General features: G+C 69.3%; 18 protein-coding genes and 1 pseudogene. 4 read left to right on the top strand and 15 right to left on the bottom strand.

Annotation, left to right across the window (positions count from 1 at the left end; all coding sequences use genetic code 11):
• Positions 1–39 precede the first annotated feature (39 nt).
• The 8 genes from ACWD1U_RS29235 to ACWD1U_RS29200 form a co-directional block, all read right to left on the bottom strand.
• Complete coding sequence (locus tag ACWD1U_RS29235) at positions 40–1,347, bottom strand: dicarboxylate/amino acid:cation symporter (RefSeq protein WP_451111975.1); 1,308 nt, start codon at positions 1,345–1,347, stop codon at positions 40–42.
• A 59-nt stretch (positions 1,348–1,406) separates the two neighbouring features.
• Complete coding sequence (locus tag ACWD1U_RS29230; RefSeq protein ID WP_342751661.1) at positions 1,407–1,508, bottom strand: putative leader peptide; 102 nt, start codon at positions 1,506–1,508, stop codon at positions 1,407–1,409.
• A gap of 141 nt (positions 1,509–1,649) precedes the next feature.
• Positions 1,650–1,949, bottom strand: a complete 300-nt coding sequence (locus ACWD1U_RS29225; protein ID WP_451111974.1) for a DUF4229 domain-containing protein — start codon at positions 1,947–1,949, stop codon at positions 1,650–1,652.
• A 92-nt stretch (positions 1,950–2,041) separates the two neighbouring features.
• Positions 2,042–2,566, bottom strand: a complete 525-nt coding sequence (locus ACWD1U_RS29220; RefSeq protein ID WP_451111973.1) for an N-acetyltransferase family protein — start codon at positions 2,564–2,566, stop codon at positions 2,042–2,044.
• 16 nt (positions 2,567–2,582) lie between these two features.
• On the bottom strand, positions 2,583–3,233 hold the full coding sequence (locus tag ACWD1U_RS29215; RefSeq protein ID WP_451111971.1) for a UdgX family uracil-DNA binding protein: 651 nt from the start codon (positions 3,231–3,233) through the stop codon (positions 2,583–2,585).
• A gap of 96 nt (positions 3,234–3,329) precedes the next feature.
• A complete protein-coding gene (gene mqnE, locus ACWD1U_RS29210; RefSeq protein ID WP_451111969.1) occupies positions 3,330–4,493 on the bottom strand; it encodes an aminofutalosine synthase MqnE in 1,164 nt (387 codons plus the stop codon).
• An 80-nt stretch (positions 4,494–4,573) separates the two neighbouring features.
• Entirely contained in the window at positions 4,574–5,029 is a 456-nt protein-coding gene (locus ACWD1U_RS29205) for an Lrp/AsnC family transcriptional regulator (RefSeq protein ID WP_359757922.1), read from the bottom strand.
• Between the two features lie 54 nt (positions 5,030–5,083).
• A complete protein-coding gene (locus ACWD1U_RS29200) occupies positions 5,084–5,746 on the bottom strand; it encodes a UbiX family flavin prenyltransferase (RefSeq protein ID WP_451111967.1) in 663 nt (220 codons plus the stop codon).
• Positions 5,747–5,861: 115 nt separating this feature from the next.
• Between ACWD1U_RS29200 and ACWD1U_RS29195 the strand changes: the two genes are divergently transcribed.
• Complete coding sequence (locus ACWD1U_RS29195) at positions 5,862–6,467, top strand: rhomboid family intramembrane serine protease (RefSeq protein WP_451111965.1); 606 nt, start codon at positions 5,862–5,864, stop codon at positions 6,465–6,467.
• Here the strand turns inward: ACWD1U_RS29195 and mqnP are convergent.
• Both mqnP and ACWD1U_RS29185 read right to left on the bottom strand, forming a co-directional pair.
• The gene (gene mqnP, locus ACWD1U_RS29190; RefSeq protein WP_451111964.1) at positions 6,457–7,359 is read right to left on the bottom strand and encodes a menaquinone biosynthesis prenyltransferase MqnP; all 903 of its coding nucleotides are present in this window, start codon (positions 7,357–7,359) and stop codon (positions 6,457–6,459) included. The two genes, ACWD1U_RS29195 and mqnP, sit on opposite strands and share 11 nt — an antisense overlap.
• Entirely contained in the window at positions 7,356–8,807 is a 1,452-nt protein-coding gene (locus tag ACWD1U_RS29185; protein ID WP_451111963.1) for a menaquinone biosynthesis decarboxylase, read from the bottom strand. The genes mqnP and ACWD1U_RS29185 overlap by 4 nt, the downstream gene beginning before the upstream one ends.
• A gap of 68 nt (positions 8,808–8,875) precedes the next feature.
• Here ACWD1U_RS29185 and ACWD1U_RS29180 point away from each other — a divergent pair, with 68 nt between their 5' ends.
• Positions 8,876–9,169, top strand: coding sequence for a PLD nuclease N-terminal domain-containing protein (locus tag ACWD1U_RS29180; RefSeq protein WP_451111961.1), 294 nt, complete (start codon positions 8,876–8,878; stop codon positions 9,167–9,169).
• Between the two features lie 3 nt (positions 9,170–9,172).
• On the opposite strand, the pseudogene ACWD1U_RS29175 reads toward ACWD1U_RS29180, so the two are convergent.
• Together ACWD1U_RS29175 and ACWD1U_RS29170 are read right to left on the bottom strand one after the other, a co-directional pair.
• Positions 9,173–9,277 (bottom strand): annotated as a pseudogene (locus ACWD1U_RS29175) (DUF397 domain-containing protein); the annotation flags it as partial.
• Positions 9,231–10,187, bottom strand: coding sequence for a helix-turn-helix domain-containing protein (locus tag ACWD1U_RS29170; protein ID WP_451111959.1), 957 nt, complete (start codon positions 10,185–10,187; stop codon positions 9,231–9,233). The pseudogene ACWD1U_RS29175 and the gene ACWD1U_RS29170, both read right to left, overlap by 47 nt.
• A gap of 105 nt (positions 10,188–10,292) precedes the next feature.
• On the opposite strand from ACWD1U_RS29170, the gene ACWD1U_RS29165 reads away from it, so the two are divergent.
• Positions 10,293–10,898: a DUF7848 domain-containing protein gene (locus ACWD1U_RS29165; RefSeq protein ID WP_451111957.1), complete on the top strand. Its 606-nt coding sequence runs from the start codon at positions 10,293–10,295 to the stop codon at positions 10,896–10,898.
• Positions 10,899–10,912: 14 nt separating this feature from the next.
• Here the strand turns inward: ACWD1U_RS29165 and ACWD1U_RS29160 are convergent, their stop codons facing one another.
• Entirely contained in the window at positions 10,913–11,338 is a 426-nt protein-coding gene (locus tag ACWD1U_RS29160) for a DUF6281 family protein (RefSeq protein ID WP_451111955.1), read from the bottom strand.
• 199 nt (positions 11,339–11,537) lie between these two features.
• Here ACWD1U_RS29160 and ACWD1U_RS29155 point away from each other — a divergent pair, with 199 nt between their 5' ends.
• Positions 11,538–11,987, top strand: a complete 450-nt coding sequence (locus tag ACWD1U_RS29155; RefSeq protein ID WP_451111953.1) for a nucleoside deaminase — start codon at positions 11,538–11,540, stop codon at positions 11,985–11,987.
• A 128-nt stretch (positions 11,988–12,115) separates the two neighbouring features.
• On the opposite strand, the gene ccsB is transcribed toward ACWD1U_RS29155, so the two are convergent.
• The gene (gene ccsB, locus ACWD1U_RS29150; protein WP_451111951.1) at positions 12,116–13,195 is read right to left on the bottom strand and encodes a c-type cytochrome biogenesis protein CcsB; all 1,080 of its coding nucleotides are present in this window, start codon (positions 13,193–13,195) and stop codon (positions 12,116–12,118) included.
• Positions 13,192–14,937, bottom strand: coding sequence for a cytochrome c biogenesis protein ResB (gene resB, locus ACWD1U_RS29145; RefSeq protein ID WP_451111950.1), 1,746 nt, complete (start codon positions 14,935–14,937; stop codon positions 13,192–13,194). The genes ccsB and resB overlap by 4 nt, the downstream gene beginning before the upstream one ends.
• Positions 14,938–14,939: the final 2 nt, after the last annotated feature.

The raw sequence follows: 14,939 nt of genomic DNA, 5'->3' as shown, positions 1-14,939 counted from the left end.
CCGTCCAGGGGGCCGTCGACGCGTCAGGCGACCAGCACGTCAGGCGGTGGCGGGAACCCGCTCGGCGCTGTCGCGCGGCTCGTCGCTCGGCTCGTTCAGGGAGGAGCCGTCGGCCGTGGCGTAGGCCGTGCGGTCGAGCAGGTTCTCGCGGGCGGAGACCAGGACCGGGATCAGCGCTTGGCCGGCGACGTTGGTCGCGGTGCGGATCATGTCGAGGATCGGGTCGATCGCGAGGAGCAGGCCCACGCCCTCCATCGGCAGGCCGAGGGTGGACAGGGTCAGGGTCAGCATGACCGTCGCGCCGGTGAGACCGGCCGTGGCGGCGGAGCCGACCACCGAGACGAACGCGATCAGCAGGTAGTCGCCGACGCCCAGCTGGATGTCGAAGATCTGGGCGACGAAGATCGCGGCGATGGCCGGGTAGATCGCGGCGCAGCCGTCCATCTTGGTCGTCGCGCCGAACGGCACCGCGAAGGACGCGTACTCCTTCGGCACGCCGAGCCGCTCGGTGACCTTCTGCGTCAGCGGCATGGTGCCCACGGACGAGCGGGAGACGAAGGCCAGCTGGATCGCGGGCCAGGCGCCCTTGAAGAACTGGATCGGGTTGACCTTGGCGACGGTCGCGAGCAGCGTCGGGTAGACGCCGAACAGCACGATGAGGCAACCGACGTAGATGTCGGCGGTGAACGTCGCGTACTTGCCGATCAGGTCCCAGCCGTAGGTGGCGATGGCGTTGCCGATGAGGCCGATGGTGCCGATCGGGGCGAGCCGGATGACCCACCACAGCGCCTTCTGGAGCAGGCTGAGGACGGACTCGCTGAGGGTGAGGATCGGCTGGGCCTTCTCACCGAGCTGGAGGGCGGCGATACCGGCGACGGCGGCCATGAAGACGATCTGCAGGACGTTCAGCTCGGTGAACGGCCTGATGACGTCCGTCGGCACGATGCCGGTCAGGAAGTCGATCCAGGAGCCGGTGTCCTCGGGCTTCGCGCCGTCCTTGGGGGTCAGGCCGGTGCCGGCGCCCGGGTTGGTGAGCAGGCCGATGACCAGGCCGATGCTGACCGCGATCAGCGAGGTGACCATGAACCACAGGAGGGTGCGCGAGGCCAGGCGGGCCGCGTTGTTGACCTTCCGCAGGTTGGTGATCGAGACCAGGATCGCGAAGAAGACGAGCGGGGCGACGGCCAGCTTCAGCAGGCCGATGAAGATGTCGCCGACCTTCTCCAGGGTCGTGACCAGCCAGGACAGGTCCTGATCGCGGGCGAGCCAGCCGAGCAGCACACCCAGGACGAGACCGACGATTATCTGAGCCCAGAAGGGCAGCTTGTAGTGCCTGTGTGAAAACACGGACCGACTCCGTTGGGGGACGCGGGACTGACGTGGGAGACGACGGGGGTTGCGTTACGTCAGGGACGACAGAAAGCGGACGCGCACCGACAGAGATCCACGTGCAGCCGCGCCACGAGCGGAACGCTCAGGGGCGAAGGGGGCGCGACTGCTGACTTCATACATGGACCTTAACACCTGAGCTTTGGGGACCCCAAAGCCTGACTTTGATAGGTGATGACGCACACACACCCACACAAGGCAAAGCGCCCCGTTTCCGCACATGTGCGGAAACGGGGCGCTGCACGCCGGTGACGGGGACCTTACGAGGTCTGCCCCTGGGCACGAGCGGCGTCGTCGGCCACGTCCTCCTGGCTGCGGTTGGCGTCCAGGTTGGCCTTCATCCGGTCGACCCGCTGCGCGACCTGAATGGACGCCCGGTCCCGCTCCTTGCGCAGCACGACGAAGCTGATCGGCGCGGAGATCAGCAGGGCGAGCGTCACGATCCACAGACCGTTGGAGGCGCCGAGGCCGCGCGGGGCGAGGCCGGAGTAGACGAGGCCCCAGACGACCACGAGGCAGCCCACGAAGATTCCGAGGCGCATCAGCGTGTAGCGGAGCATCTCAATCCACTCTTCCGGTTCGAACGGCCAGAACGCACCCAAAGGGGCACCGTCCAGTGAAGCACGCCGGGCGGCCGATCTTGCCAGGGGGGTCAGCCGAGGGGGAGCAGCATGATGACGTCGTCCCGGTCGTCGCCGGGCGCCAGCCGGATCCCGCCGGGGATGCGGCCGACCTCCTTGTAGCCGCAGGACTCGTAGAAGCGCTCCAGTCCGAGACCGCCCCGGCAGGTCAGCCGGATCGCCTCGATCCCGTCGACGCCCCGGGCCGCGTCCGCGGCGGCGGCCAGCAGCTCGCGGCCGTAGCCCTTCCCCTGGTGACGCGGATGCACCATCACCGTGTACAGCCACAGCCAGTGCGTCATCAGGTGGTGCGTGTTGAAGGTGAGGAAGGCGGTCGCCGCGACCCGCCCCTCCTCGTCGTGCCCCGCGAGCAGCCTGACCCGCCCGTCCGCCATCGCCGCGAAGTGCTGCACCAGCGCGGGCCGGATCTCCTCCGGCGTCACCGGCGGCACGTACCCGACGGCTCCCCCGGCGTTGGAGACATCGGCCCACAGGTCGAGGATGCCGTCACGCAGCTCAGGGGTGACGGCGGGATCGAGCGTGAAGGTAAGGGGCATAGAGGGATTGTAATTATTACGACAACGCCCGCGCTGCCACTTTCAGATCCGACAGCAGCCCTTGGTACGCCGCCTCCCGGTCGTCCGCCCGCAGCACCGCCGACGGATGCACGGTCGGCACCAGCCGCTCGGGCCGCCCGTGGATCTCCTCCTCCAGCACGGTGCCGCGCACCTGCGTGACCCGGAACGAGGACCCGAGCAGTGCCTTCCCGGCCGTGGCCCCCAGCACGACGATCAGCTCCGGCTCCACCACCGCCAGCTCCGCGGCCAGCCAGGGCCCGCACGCGGTCATCTCCCGCAGGTTCGGCGCCTTGTGAATCCGCCGCTTCCGGGGCTCGGCCTGCGTGAACTTGAAGTGCTTGACGGCGTTGGTGACGTAGGCCTCAAAGGGGTCGATGCCCGCCTCCTCCAAGGCCCGGTCGAGCAGCTTCCCGGCCGGCCCGACGAACGGCTTCCCCTGCCGGTCCTCCTGGTCCCCGGGCTGCTCCCCCACGAGCATGACCCGGGCGTCCTTGCTGCCGGCCCCGAACACGGTCTGGGTGGCGTCCCGATGCAGGGGGCAGCCCCGGCAGGCGCCGGCGGCCCGCCGCAGAGCGGGAAGCCCACCGCGCTCGGGAACAAAGGGTTCCGCCGTGTAGGCGTCCTCAGGCGCCTCGATCCCGACCATGCCCTCCGGGTACCCCGCCCAGGGGCGCGGAACGCCGTCGACATGCGGCTCCGCCGCGGGGCGCGACGAGCCCTCACGCCCCGCACCCGAGAACGATCACACCCGCATCGGCTGCGGCGACTCGCGCCGCTCCGGGTCGGGCCCGTCGTACTCCCGGATGATCTCGTACCGCGTGTTCCGCTCGACGGGCCGGAACCCGGCGTCCCGGATCAGGTCGAGCAGATCCTCACGCGTCAGCTTGTTCGGCGTCCCGTAGTTGTCCGCGTCATGCGTGATCTTGTACTCGACGACGGACCCGTCCATGTCATCCGCACCGTGCTGCAGCGCGAGCTGCGCGGTCTGCACCCCGTGCATGACCCAGAAGACCTTGACGTGCGGCACGTTGTCGAACAGCAGCCGCGACACGGCGAACGTCTTCAGCGCCTCGGCCCCGGTCGCCATCTGCGTCCGCGCCTGAAGCCGATTGCGCACCTTGCCGTCCTGCATGTCCACGAAGTCGTGCTGGTACCGCAGCGGGATGAAGACCTGGAACCCCCCGGTCTCGTCCTGCAGTTCACGCAGCCGCAGCACGTGATCCACGCGGTGCCGGGGCTCCTCGATGTGCCCGTACAGCATCGTGCAGGGGGTCTTCAGACCCTTCTCGTGCGCGAGCCGGTGGATCCGGGACCAGTCCTCCCAGTGGGTCCGGTGGTCCACGATGTGCTGCCGGACCTCCCAGTCGAAGATCTCGGCGCCACCACCGGTCAGCGACTCCAGCCCCGCGTCGATCAGCTCGTCGAGGATCTCGCTCGCGCTCATCCCGGAGATCGTCTCGAAGTGGTGGATCTCCGTGGCCGTGAAGGCCTTCAGCGAGACGTCCGGCAGCGCGGCCTTCAGCTCGCGCAGCGACCGCGGGTAGTACCGCCACGGCAGGTTCGGGTGCAGCCCGTTGACGATGTGCAGCTCGGTGAGGTTCTCCGACTCCATCGCCTTCGCGAGCTTGACGGCCTCCTCGATGCGCATCGTGTACGCGTCCTTCTCCCCCGGCTTGCGCTGGAAGGAGCAGTACGCGCAGGAGGCCGTGCACACGTTGGTCATGTTGAGATGACGGTTGACGTTGAAGTGCACGACGTCGCCGTTCTTGCGGGTGCGCACCTCGTGCGCGAGGCCGCCCAGCCAGGCCAGGTCGTCCGACTCGTACAGCGCGATGCCGTCCTCACGGGTCAGGCGAACGCCCGCCCTGACCTTCTCCTCCAGCTCGCGCTTGAGCCCGAGATCCATGCCCACACCTTTCTACGACGACGTGCCAACGGTACGCCCCCGCCCTTCGGGCGGGAGGTGCCCCCGACGGCCCTTCGGGCCTACTCCTCTTCGGGCAGTTCCCCGACCCGGTTCTCCCACTTCGTGGAGAGCACGATGGTCGTACGGGTCCGGGAGACGCCCTTCGTGCCGCTGAGCCGGCGGATGATCTTCTCCAGGCCGTCCACGTCCGCCGCCCGCACCTTGAGCATGTACGAGTCGTCGCCCGCGATGAACCAGCAGTCCTCGATCTCCGAGAGGTCCCGCAGCCGCTGCGCCACGTCCTCGTGGTCCGTGGCGTCGGAGAGGGAGATGCCGATGAGGGCGGTGACGCCGAGGCCGAGCGAGGCGGCGTCGACGGTGGCCCGGTAGCCGGTGATGACCCCGGCCGCCTCCAGCCGGTTGATGCGGTCGGTGACACTGGGTCCCGACAGTCCGACGAGGCGTCCCAGCTCCGCGTAGGAGGCCCGGCCGTTCTCCCTCAGGGCCTGGATGAGCTGCCTGTCCACCGCGTCCATTGCGATCGAAGCCTTCCGCTGGAGTTGTTTGAGTCCGATGAGGTTCGGGTGTGCTCAGCCGGCGCGGTGTGCTTTGCCGCCGAGCTCACCTTGCCAACGGCGGTAGAGCCCGTGCGGCACGCCCGCCGCGTCGAGTACGCGCCCGGCGACGAAGTCCACCAGGTCCTGGATGTGCGTCGCGCCCGCGTAGAAGGCGGGTGAGGCCGGTACGACCGTCGCGCCCGCGTCGTCGAGGGTGACCAGGTGCCGCAGGGTCTGGCCGTTCAGCGGGGTCTCCCGTACGGCCACGACGAGCTTGCGCCGCTCCTTCAGGGTCACGCTCGCCGCCCGCTGCAACAGGTCCTTCGACAACCCGAGGGCGACCCCGGCCACGCTCGCCGTCGAGGCGGGCACGATGAGCATGCCCTTGGTGGGGTACGACCCCGAGGAGGGTCCGGCGGCCAGGTCGCCGGCGCTCCAGTGCCGTACCGCGCCGAGGTCGACGGAGAAGGTGTCCGGCTTGCCGTCGGCACCCCGGGACAGCCATTCCCGCAGGTCGTCCTGCCAGTGGGCGTCCCGGAAAGAGATCCCGGTCTCGTCCAGGAGGGTGAGCCGGGAGGCCCGGGACACCACGAGGTCGACGCTCTCGCCGGCGGCGAGGAGGGCCCGCAGCACGGCAGCGGCATACGGGGTGCCGGAGGCCCCGGACACCCCTACGATCCAAGGCGTACGCGGCATCTCGCCTGGCTTGACTGGGTTCACAACACCGAGCCTATCCGGCGTCGGCAGGTGGGAACCGGCCAAGGGGGCCCGTCCGTTGCACGAAGGGGACGAGCGAGCACCGGGGGTCGCCATGTCGGGTGTGGAAGCCGGATGGTCCAAGCGCGGTCGTGCGCTGGCCGCGGGCAAGCTGATGCTGGCCTGGGTGGCGCTGTTGTGGCTGCTGGAAGTGGTGGACGTGGTCAGCGGCCACGCGCTGGACGGCCTGGGCATCACCCCACGCATCCCGTCCGAGCTGGTCGACGTCGTCCCGGCGGCCTTCCTCCACTTCGGCTTCGCCCACCTGGCCGCGAACACCGTGCCGCTGCTGGTCCTCGGCTTCCTGGCCGCGCTCACGGGTCTGCGCCGCTTCCTCCTGGTCTGCGCGCTGATCATCCTCGTCGACGGCCTGGGGGTGTGGCTCATATCCCCGGCCCACACCAACACGGCGGGCGCCTCCGGCCTGATCTTCGGCCTCTTCGGCTTCCTCCTGATCACGGGCTTCGTCGAGCGCCGCCCGCTCGGTGTCCTGGCGGGCATCCTGATCGCCGCGATCTGGGGCGGCACGATCCTGGCCGGCCTGGCCCCCACACAGGCAGGCGTCAGCTGGCAGGGTCACCTGCTGGGGCTGCTGGCGGGCATGGCGGCGGCGTTCGTCTTCCGCCGCCGCCCGGACGCCTCGCCCGTGCTCACACGGTGAGGCCGCGCGCCACCAGGTCCAGCAGCGCACACAGGAACAGGGCGATCCCGATGAAGCCGTTGACGCTGAAGAACGCCCTGTTCACGCGGGACAGGTCGTGGGGGCGGACGATCGAGTGCTCGTACAGGAACGCTCCGGCGACGATCAGCAGGCCCAGCCAGAAGAAGGCGCCCGCCTCGGTGGCGAGGGCGTACCAGACGAACAGGGCCGTCGTGAGGGTGTGACAGACCCGGGCGCCCCAGATCGCCGCCGGGATGCCGAAGCGGGCCGGGACGGACATGACGCCGATCTCGCGGTCGGTCTCGACGTCCTGGCAGGCGTAGATCAGGTCGAAGCCGCCGATCCATATGCCGACGGCGAGGCCGAGGAGGACCGCGTCCCAGGACCATGAGCCCGAGATCGCCAGCCAGCCGCCGACCGGGCCCATCGCCTGGGCGAGACCCAGGATGGCCTGCGGGAAGTTCGTGAACCGCTTGCCGTACGGGTAGACCACCATCGGGATCACGGCGATGGGGGCCAGGGCCAGGCAGAGCGGGTTGAGCAGGGCCGCCGCGCCGAGGAAGACGACGAGCGCGATCAGCGCGCCCGTCCAGGCGTGCTTCACCGACATCGCGCCGGTGACCAGTTCGCGGTGCGCGGTACGCGGGTTCCGCGCGTCGATCTCCCGGTCGATGATCCGGTTGACCGCCATCGCGAAGGTGCGCAGGCCGACCATGCAGACGGTGACCAGCAGCAGCCGGCCCCAGTGGATGTTCTTGTCCCACTGGTACATCGCGGTGAGGGCGGCGATGTAGGCGAAGGGCAGCGCGAAGACCGAGTGCTCGATCATCACCAGGCGGAGAAACGCCTTGGTGCGTCCCGGCTGCGGGATCGCGGCGGATGCGGAGGTCACAGCCCGTACTCCTTCCAGCGGCGGTCCACCGTCGCCGCCGTCTTCGGATCGGACTCCACCATGTCGGGCCAGCCGCCGTCGCGCGTGTAGCCCTCCTCGGGCCACTTCTTCGTCGCGTCGATACCGGCTTTGCCGCCCCAGAACTGCTGGTAGGAGGCGTGGTCGAGATGGTCGACGGGACCCTCGACGATGCTGAGGTCCCGGGCGTAGTCGGTGTTGCCGAGCGCCCGCCAGGCGACCTCGTGCAGATCGTGGACGTCGCAGTCGGAGTCGACGACCACGATCAGCTTGGTCAGCGACATCATGTGCGCGCCCCAGATGGCATGCATGACCTTCTGCGCGTGCTTCGGGTACTTCTTGTCGATCGAGACGATCGCGCAGTTGTGGAAGCCGCCCGCCTCCGGCAGGTGGTAGTCCACGATGTCCGGCACGATGATCTTCAGCAGCGGCAGGAAGAAGCGTTCCGTCGCCCGGCCCAGGGGCCCGTCCTCCGTCGGAGGGCGGCCCACGACGATCGACTGGAGCAGCGGCCGCTTCCGCATCGTCACGCAGTCGATCTTCAGCGCGGGGAACGGCTCTTGCGGCGTGTAGAAGCCGGTGTGGTCGCCGAAGGGGCCCTCGGGCAGCATCTCGCCCGGCTCCAGCCAGCCCTCGATCACGACCTCCGCCTGCGCCGGGACCTGGAGCGGCACCGTCTTGCAGTCGACCATCTCGATCCGCTTGCCCGCGAGGAACCCGGCGAACAGGTACTCGTCGATGTCCCCGGGCAGCGGCGCGGTGGAGGCGTACGTCACCGCCGGCGGGCACCCGAAGGCGATCGCCACGGGCAGCCGCTCGCCGCGCCGGGCCGCCACCTGGTAGTGGTTCCGGCTGTCCTTGTGGATCTGCCAGTGCATGCCGATCGTGCGCTTGTCGTGGCGCTGGAGGCGGTACAGACCGAGGTTGCGGACGCCGCTGACCGGGTCCTTGGTGTGGGTGAGCCCCAGGTTGAAGAAGGAGCCGCCGTCCTTCGGCCAGGTGAAGAGGGCGGGCAGCTGGTCGAGGTCCACGTCGTCCCCGGTGAGGACGACCTCCTGGACGGGGCCGTCCTTCACCTTCTTCGGCGGTACGTGCGCCATCGCGCCGAGCTTGCCGAAGGCCTCGCGCACGCCGACGAAGCCGTGCGGCAGCTCGGGCTTCAGCAGTCCGCCGATCTTCTCCGAGATCTCGCCGTACGACTTCAGCCCCAGCGCCTTCAACAGCCGCCGGTCCGTGCCGTACACGTTCATCGCCAGCGGCATGCTCGACCCGCGCACGTTCTCGAAGAGCAGCGCCGGGCCGCCCGCCTTCTGCACCCGGTCGACGATCTCCCCGACCTCCAGGTACGGGTCCACCTCGGCCTTGATGCGCTTGAGGTCGCCCTCGCGCTCCAGCGCCCTGAGCAGGGAGCGAAGATCGTCGTAAGCCATGGGGTCCAGTATCCCCGAGCCGCTACCCTGGGCCGGAACCGCCCACCGCTTTCGCTGAGAGGCCACGCATGCTCCGGGTACTGATGTTCCTCGTGCCGTTGGTGCTGAGCGTGTACGCGTTCATCGACTGCATCAGCACCAAGGACGACGACATCCGCCACATGCCCAAGCCGCTGTGGGCGATCCTCGTGCTGCTGTTTCCGCTCGTCGGCTCGATCTCCTGGCTGATCGCCGGCAAGAAGCGGACGCCTGCGGCGGGCCGGCCCCGGCAGTGGGTGGCGCCCGACGACAACCCCGAGTTTCTGAAGTCCCTCGATCAGGACAAGGACCCGGACCCGGACGAGCGCAAGCGCGACGAATAGTGCTCAAAGAGCGGCTGTGAACGCCGACCAGGCGGACCGGCCCACGAGCAGCATCGGACCGTCAGGGTTCTTGCTGTCGCGGACGGGCACGGTTTCGGGGAAACCGGGGGCTACTTCTATGCAGTTGCCGCCGTTGGCGTCGCTGTAGGTGCTCTTGATCCACGCCGCCGTGCTGAGTTCGGGCTTGTTCACGATGCTCGTACCTCTCCATCACGTCGCTGATCAGAGCGGCGGACTCGGGCGCTGACAGAGCGTCCGCCCTGAGCACATCATAGGTCTGGCTGTGACGTGCGGAGAGGGCCGGATCGTCGTTGAAATGACCGCGATCCAAGGATTCCGAGTAGACCCATTCATGCCCGTCGGGCAGCTTGATCAGCGACATGGAGCCGCTGGGGCGGACCAGACCGAGGCGGGCGGCGGGGGCGACCTGGATGCGGATGTTGGGCCGCCGACCGACGCTGAGCAGGTGCTCGCACTGGTCCCGCATCAGGCCGGGACTGCCGACCACATTGCGCAGGCAGCTTTCGTCAAGGACGACGATGTACAGCGGGCCGCCCTCCGCCAGGAAGCGTTGCTGGCGACTCAGTCGGGCCCGCACCCGCTCTTCCAGCTCCTCACCGCTTACGAGCCGGGAGAACAGCGACCGTGCGTAGTCCGCCGTCTGCAACAACCCCGGAATCACGCGCTCCTGGTACTCCCGCAGGGCGACGGCCACCTCGTCCATCTCGGCCCGCCGCCGAAACCAGTCGGGATGCTCCACCTGCGGATACCAATCGATCCGGCTCCACAGCCGCGCCAACACCCCACCCGTACCCAGGAGTTCGTCACATGCCTTCGCGAACGTGTCCTGCGGAACCCTCGTACCGGCCTCCACCCGAGCCACGTGCGAGCGGTCGCACGGGATCTGTCTCGCCAGGCTTTCCTGCGTGAGCAGCGCCGCCTCGCGGAAGTGCCGCAGCACCTCCCCGAACACGGCGGCCGTACTCGCCCCCGACTCCCCGCCGTTCCGTCGGCTCACGGCTTCCCCCTCCGTGACAATGCACCGGTGTCACACGTCAGACATTGAACCGGCCTATTCCCCTGCGCAACGCTCGATACACCCAGAGTTACGGAGGTGCAGGGAATGGAACCGGGAACGCTCGTCTTCGATCCCGCGACGCGCAAGGTCGGCGAGTATCAGGACAGAACCGGCCCGTACGTGATGCTGCGCCCGGTCGGCGGCGGCCGGGAGTGGCAGGCGGACCCGGCGCGGATCCGGGTGGCGACGCTGGAGGAACGGCTCAGTGCGGGCGTACGCGCGGCCAACGACCGTTCCAGGGAAGGGCTCTCGGCCGACCCGAGCCGGCCCCCCGTGCCCGTGCCCGGGTGCGCGGTGTGTGAGGAGCTGGCCGTCCGCCGGGACAAGGCGCGGGCCGTGTTCAACGGGAGTGCCGTGACGGACGCGAACGTGCTGCTGCGCCAGCACCAGCGGAAGGAACACGCCGGGGAACCGGCGGGGCGACGGATCTTCCGGTACGTCCCGTACTCGATCGTGCAGGACGCGTCGGCCCTGCCGGAGTACCAGGCGTACTGCGTCTCGGGAGAGGAGGAGGACTGCGGGGCGAGTTCGGGTCCGCGCCCGGCCCCGGCCGACGTCGAGGAGTGGCAGCGCAGGCACACCCAGGAGACCCGGCACCTGCGCTACCGCCGCAGTTTCGCCGACTACGCGGTGTTGGAGAGGGAAGGCTGAGGCCCGAACGGGCGTCAGGAGCGGTCGGTCAGCTTCCGCAGCTCGGGCGGGAGTTCCTCGACGTTGTCGGCGACGACGAGACGGTACTGGCCGGTGTCCTCCGCCACCGCGACGGCGACGACCGGGTCCACCCCCCGCACGGCGAACGCGGTCATCAGGACCGGCCCCTCCCCGTCGTCACCGTCGCCGGGTGTGTCGTCGCACGCCGGGCGGGTGGCGCCACCGAGCGACTTCCCCACGGGTACGTCGGTCTCCTCCCTGCCCAGGTAACGGCGGCCGTCGTACTCGACGACGTACGCGCAGGACGGCGCGGGCCGCGCGCCGTCCCCGTCGTCCGGCGACGACACCGACGCGCAGCCCACGGACAGCGGGGCGAGGGTCGTCGCTGCCAACAGCGCCCAGGCGGGTCCGCTGCTCGCCCTCGGGAGTGGCGCCTTCATCGGTACGCCTCCTTCTGGAGCCTCGGCTCCGGCTGAGTGGATGCGCAACGAAGACGTGTGGAGACACGGATCGGTTCAGATCTGGGCGCTCCCTTAGCCACCAGCCGACCCCGCCCGCACCGCCCTCCGGGCCCAGGTCGATCAGCGGCGACGACCGGGCCAGGTTACAGAGCGGCCCAGGCAGGTCATGGATGAGGTCATGGACCAGGCACAGGCCCGCGCATGGCTCGCCACCGCCGTCGAGGAGGCCCGCACCGGCCTCGCCGAGGGCGGTATCCCCATCGGCGCCGCGTTGTACGGCCCCGACGGCATCCTCCTCGGCCGCGGCCACAACCGTCGCGTCCAGGACGACGACCCCGCGACGCACGCGGAGACAGCGGCCTTCCGGGCGGCGGGACGGCAGCGGTCGTACCGGGGCACGACGATGGTGACCACCCTGTCGCCGTGCTGGTACTGCTGCGGACTGGTCCGGCAGTTCGGCATCTCACGGATGGTGATCGGCGAGGCGACCACCTTCCAGGGCGGGCACGACTGGCTGGCTCGACACGGCGTGGAGATCGTCCTGTTGGACGACCCCGAGAGCATCGAACTGATGCGGGACTTCGTCGTCGAGCACCCGGAACTGTGGAACGAGGACATCGGCGACTGAGGCGGATGTCCCCGACCGCCTCCCGGAGCGCTCGCCACCGGGATGCCATCCGCTCCACTGAGAAGTGGCGCCGTCCGGTGTGGGGCGTTCACCCCCACCGGCAGTGCTGACCGCTGCCGCGTGGAGCGCTACACACCGGCGTAGGAATGCTTGCCCGAGACGAAGATATTGACGCCGTAGTAGTTGAACAGCCAGCAGCCGAAGGCGATCAGGGCCAGGTAGGCGGCCTTGCGGCCCTTCCAGCCGGCGGTGGCGCGGGCGTGGAGGTAGCAGGCGTAGGCGACCCAGGTGATGAAGGACCAGGTCTCCTTCGGGTCCCAGCCCCAGTAGCGGCCCCAGGCGTCACCGGCCCAGATGGCGCCCGCGATGATCGTGAACGTCCACAGCGGGAAGACGGCCGCGTTGACGCGGTAGGAGAACTTGTCGAGGGAGGCGGAGGAGGGCAGCCGCTCCAGCACCGAGGTCGCGAAGGTGCCGGGCCTGCCGCCGCTCGCCAGCTTGCTCTCGTAGGAGTCCTTGAACAGGTACAGGATCGTGCCGACCGCGCCCACGTAGAAGACCGCGCCGCAGAAGATCGCCGTGGAGACGTGGATGTACAGCCAGTACGAGTGCAGCGCCGGGACCAGCTGGTCGCTGGCGGTGTAGAGGACCGTGACGGCCAGGCCCAGGTCGAGCAGGACGGAGGTGATCAGGAACAGGCCGAGCCAGCGCACGTTCTTCTTCAGCGCCAGCAGCCCGAGATACACCGCCACCGCGACCGTGGAGAACGTGATGTTGAACTCGTACATGTTGCCCCACGGCGCCCGCTCCACCGAGGCCGCGCGGGTGATGACGCCGCCCAGCTCGACCAGGAAGGCGAGCACGGTGAGGGAGATGGCGATCCGGCCGTACAGGTCGCCCTGCGCGTCCCCGCCGTGCGCCCCGGGCCCGTCCGGCACGTCCCGCTGGCCGGACGCGGCACGCACGGTGACCTTCGGCCGCTCCAGGACAGCGGTGCCGCCGGCCTGGTTCACCGTCACGGCGGGCGCCTTCTTCGCCTCCGGCCCGGTGGTGAGCGCGGCGGCGGTCCGGGCGACCTTGCTGCGGCTGCCGAAGAGCCATTCGGCGATGTAGGCGAAGAAGGCAAGGGTGTAGACGGCCATCGCGGAGTAGATCAGCACATTGCTGATGTTCGCGAGGTTTTCGTTGGTGGCGGCGGCGAGAGTCACTGCTTCTCAGCCCCTTCGGCAGGTACGGGAGTTTCGGTACCCGGCTCCTGGTCGGGGTCGGGGGAATCTGCGGGGTTGTCAGGGTCGGGCGCGCCCGGCGCCTGCTCGTAGAGGATCCCGGCGAGGTCCCCCAGCTCCTCGGGGACCTTGGCGGACTCGCTGCGGCCGAGGCCGGCCATCTCCACGACGGTGACGCCGTCGGCGCCCTTGACCGCGCGCACCCAGACACGGCGGCGCTGGATGAACAGGGAGGCGGCGAGACCGCCGATCGCGGCGAGGGCCCCGGCGAGGGCCCAGCCGCCGCCGGGCTCCTGTACGACCTGGAAGCCGGCCCACTCCTTGATGTCCTTGCCGAAGGTGACCGAACCGGCGCCGTTCGGGAGCTTCATGGTCTCGCCGGGCCGCAGCAGCTTCTTGAACAGCTTGCCCTTGGAGTCCTTGAACTCCTTCATGTTGGTCTTGTCCATCTGGTACACGCTCTGCGGGATGCCGGAGTCGGCCCCCAGGTCGCCGTGGTAGGCGGACAGCGCGAGCAGCGGATTGTCCAGGGCCGGGAACTGCGACAGCATCGTGCCGCTGGCGGAGCCGCCGAACGTCGGCACGAAGAAGGCGTTGAAGCCGAGCTGTTCCTTCTTGCCCTCGGGGTTGCGGTAGCCGTCGAGGACCTTGACGACACCGGAGGAGGTGACGTTGGCGTCGAGCGGCAGCAGCGGCACGGCGTCGTCGTAGACCACGTTGCCCTTGCCGTCGCGGACGGTGATGACCGGGGCGTAGCCGTGGCTGACGAGGTAGACCTTGGAGTCGCCGATCTCCAGCGGGTGGTTGACCTCGACGGTGGTGTTCTCGTCCTTGCCGTAGGCGCCCGCGCTGTAGCTGAGGTCGGCCTGGTAGACGCGCGGGGTGCCCCTGTTCGGGCCGGTGCGCTCGTAGGTGCCGGTGAACTTCTTCAGGTTGAAGCTGAAGGGCACCAGGTCGTCGGAGGTGAAGAGGCTGCCGGACTTGAAGTCGTCGTACTGGGTGAGGGTGTTGGAGAAGCCGTCGCCCTCGACGACCAGCTTGTTGCCCTCGGACTTGTACAGCTGGCCCCAGGCGAAGGCGACCAGCATCACGATGAGGGCGACGTGGAAGACGAGGTTGCCCAGCTCGCGCAGGTAGCCCTTCTCCGCGGCGACGGCGTCACCGGCGAGGTGGGCGCGGAAGCGGCGCTTCTTCAGCAGGGCCAGGGCGGCCTCGTGGACCTGCTCGGGTTCGGCCGTGGTGCGCCAGGTGGTGTGGGCGGGCAGCCGGGTCAGCCGCCTCGGCGCACCCGCCGGGCGGCCGCGCAGTTGGCCCACGAACTGCCAGGTGCGGGGCACGATGCAGCCGATGAGGGAGACGAACAGCAGGATGTAGATCGCGGAGAACCACACCGAGCTGTAGACGTGGAACATGCCGAGCTTGTCGTAGACGTCCCCGAGGGTGGGGTGCGCTTCGCGGAAGTCGGCGACCTTCGTCTCGTCCTGGCCGGACTGCGGGATGAGCGAGCCGGGGATCGCGCCGAGGGAGAGAAGCAGGAGCAGCAGCAGCGCGACCCGCATGGAGGTGAGCTGGCGCCAGAACCAGCGGGCCCAGCCGATGACGCCCAGGGCGGGCAGGCCGGGCGCCTCCTCCTTGGGGGCGGTGGACAGCTGGGAGCCGGCGGCGTCCAGGTCCTGGTCCTCGGCGGCGGAGGGGGCCGGGTCGGAGGCGGTGGTCTTGCTCATCG

It is taken from the genome of Streptomyces sp. NPDC002788, assembly GCF_053592115.1.
Note: the sequence above shows the minus strand (reverse complement) of the source record. Positions and strands in the feature narration are given on the sequence as shown.

What these genes read in the sequence shown, in the direction of transcription:
- ACWD1U_RS29230 (WP_342751661.1), bottom strand. Translation starts at nt 1,508, where the DNA reads ATGAAGTCAGCAGTCGCGCCCCCTTCGCCCCTGAGCGTTCCGCTCGTG.
- ACWD1U_RS29225 (WP_451111974.1), bottom strand. Translation starts at nt 1,949, where the DNA reads ATGCTCCGCTACACGCTGATGCGCCTCGGAATCTTCGTGGGCTGCCTC.
- ACWD1U_RS29220 (WP_451111973.1), bottom strand. Translation starts at nt 2,566, where the DNA reads ATGCCCCTTACCTTCACGCTCGATCCCGCCGTCACCCCTGAGCTGCGT.
- ACWD1U_RS29215 (WP_451111971.1), bottom strand. Translation starts at nt 3,233, where the DNA reads ATGGTCGGGATCGAGGCGCCTGAGGACGCCTACACGGCGGAACCCTTT.
- mqnE (WP_451111969.1), bottom strand. Translation starts at nt 4,493, where the DNA reads ATGGATCTCGGGCTCAAGCGCGAGCTGGAGGAGAAGGTCAGGGCGGGC.
- ACWD1U_RS29205 (WP_359757922.1), bottom strand. Translation starts at nt 5,029, where the DNA reads ATGGACGCGGTGGACAGGCAGCTCATCCAGGCCCTGAGGGAGAACGGC.
- ACWD1U_RS29200 (WP_451111967.1), bottom strand. Translation starts at nt 5,746, where the DNA reads ATGCCGCGTACGCCTTGGATCGTAGGGGTGTCCGGGGCCTCCGGCACC.
- ACWD1U_RS29195 (WP_451111965.1), top strand. Translation starts at nt 5,862, where the DNA reads ATGTCGGGTGTGGAAGCCGGATGGTCCAAGCGCGGTCGTGCGCTGGCC.
- ACWD1U_RS29185 (WP_451111963.1), bottom strand. Translation starts at nt 8,807, where the DNA reads ATGGCTTACGACGATCTTCGCTCCCTGCTCAGGGCGCTGGAGCGCGAG.
- ACWD1U_RS29180 (WP_451111961.1), top strand. Translation starts at nt 8,876, where the DNA reads ATGCTCCGGGTACTGATGTTCCTCGTGCCGTTGGTGCTGAGCGTGTAC.
- ACWD1U_RS29165 (WP_451111957.1), top strand. Translation starts at nt 10,293, where the DNA reads ATGGAACCGGGAACGCTCGTCTTCGATCCCGCGACGCGCAAGGTCGGC.
- ACWD1U_RS29160 (WP_451111955.1), bottom strand. Translation starts at nt 11,338, where the DNA reads ATGAAGGCGCCACTCCCGAGGGCGAGCAGCGGACCCGCCTGGGCGCTG.
- ACWD1U_RS29155 (WP_451111953.1), top strand. Translation starts at nt 11,538, where the DNA reads ATGGACCAGGCACAGGCCCGCGCATGGCTCGCCACCGCCGTCGAGGAG.
- resB (WP_451111950.1), bottom strand. Translation starts at nt 14,937, where the DNA reads ATGAGCAAGACCACCGCCTCCGACCCGGCCCCCTCCGCCGCCGAGGAC.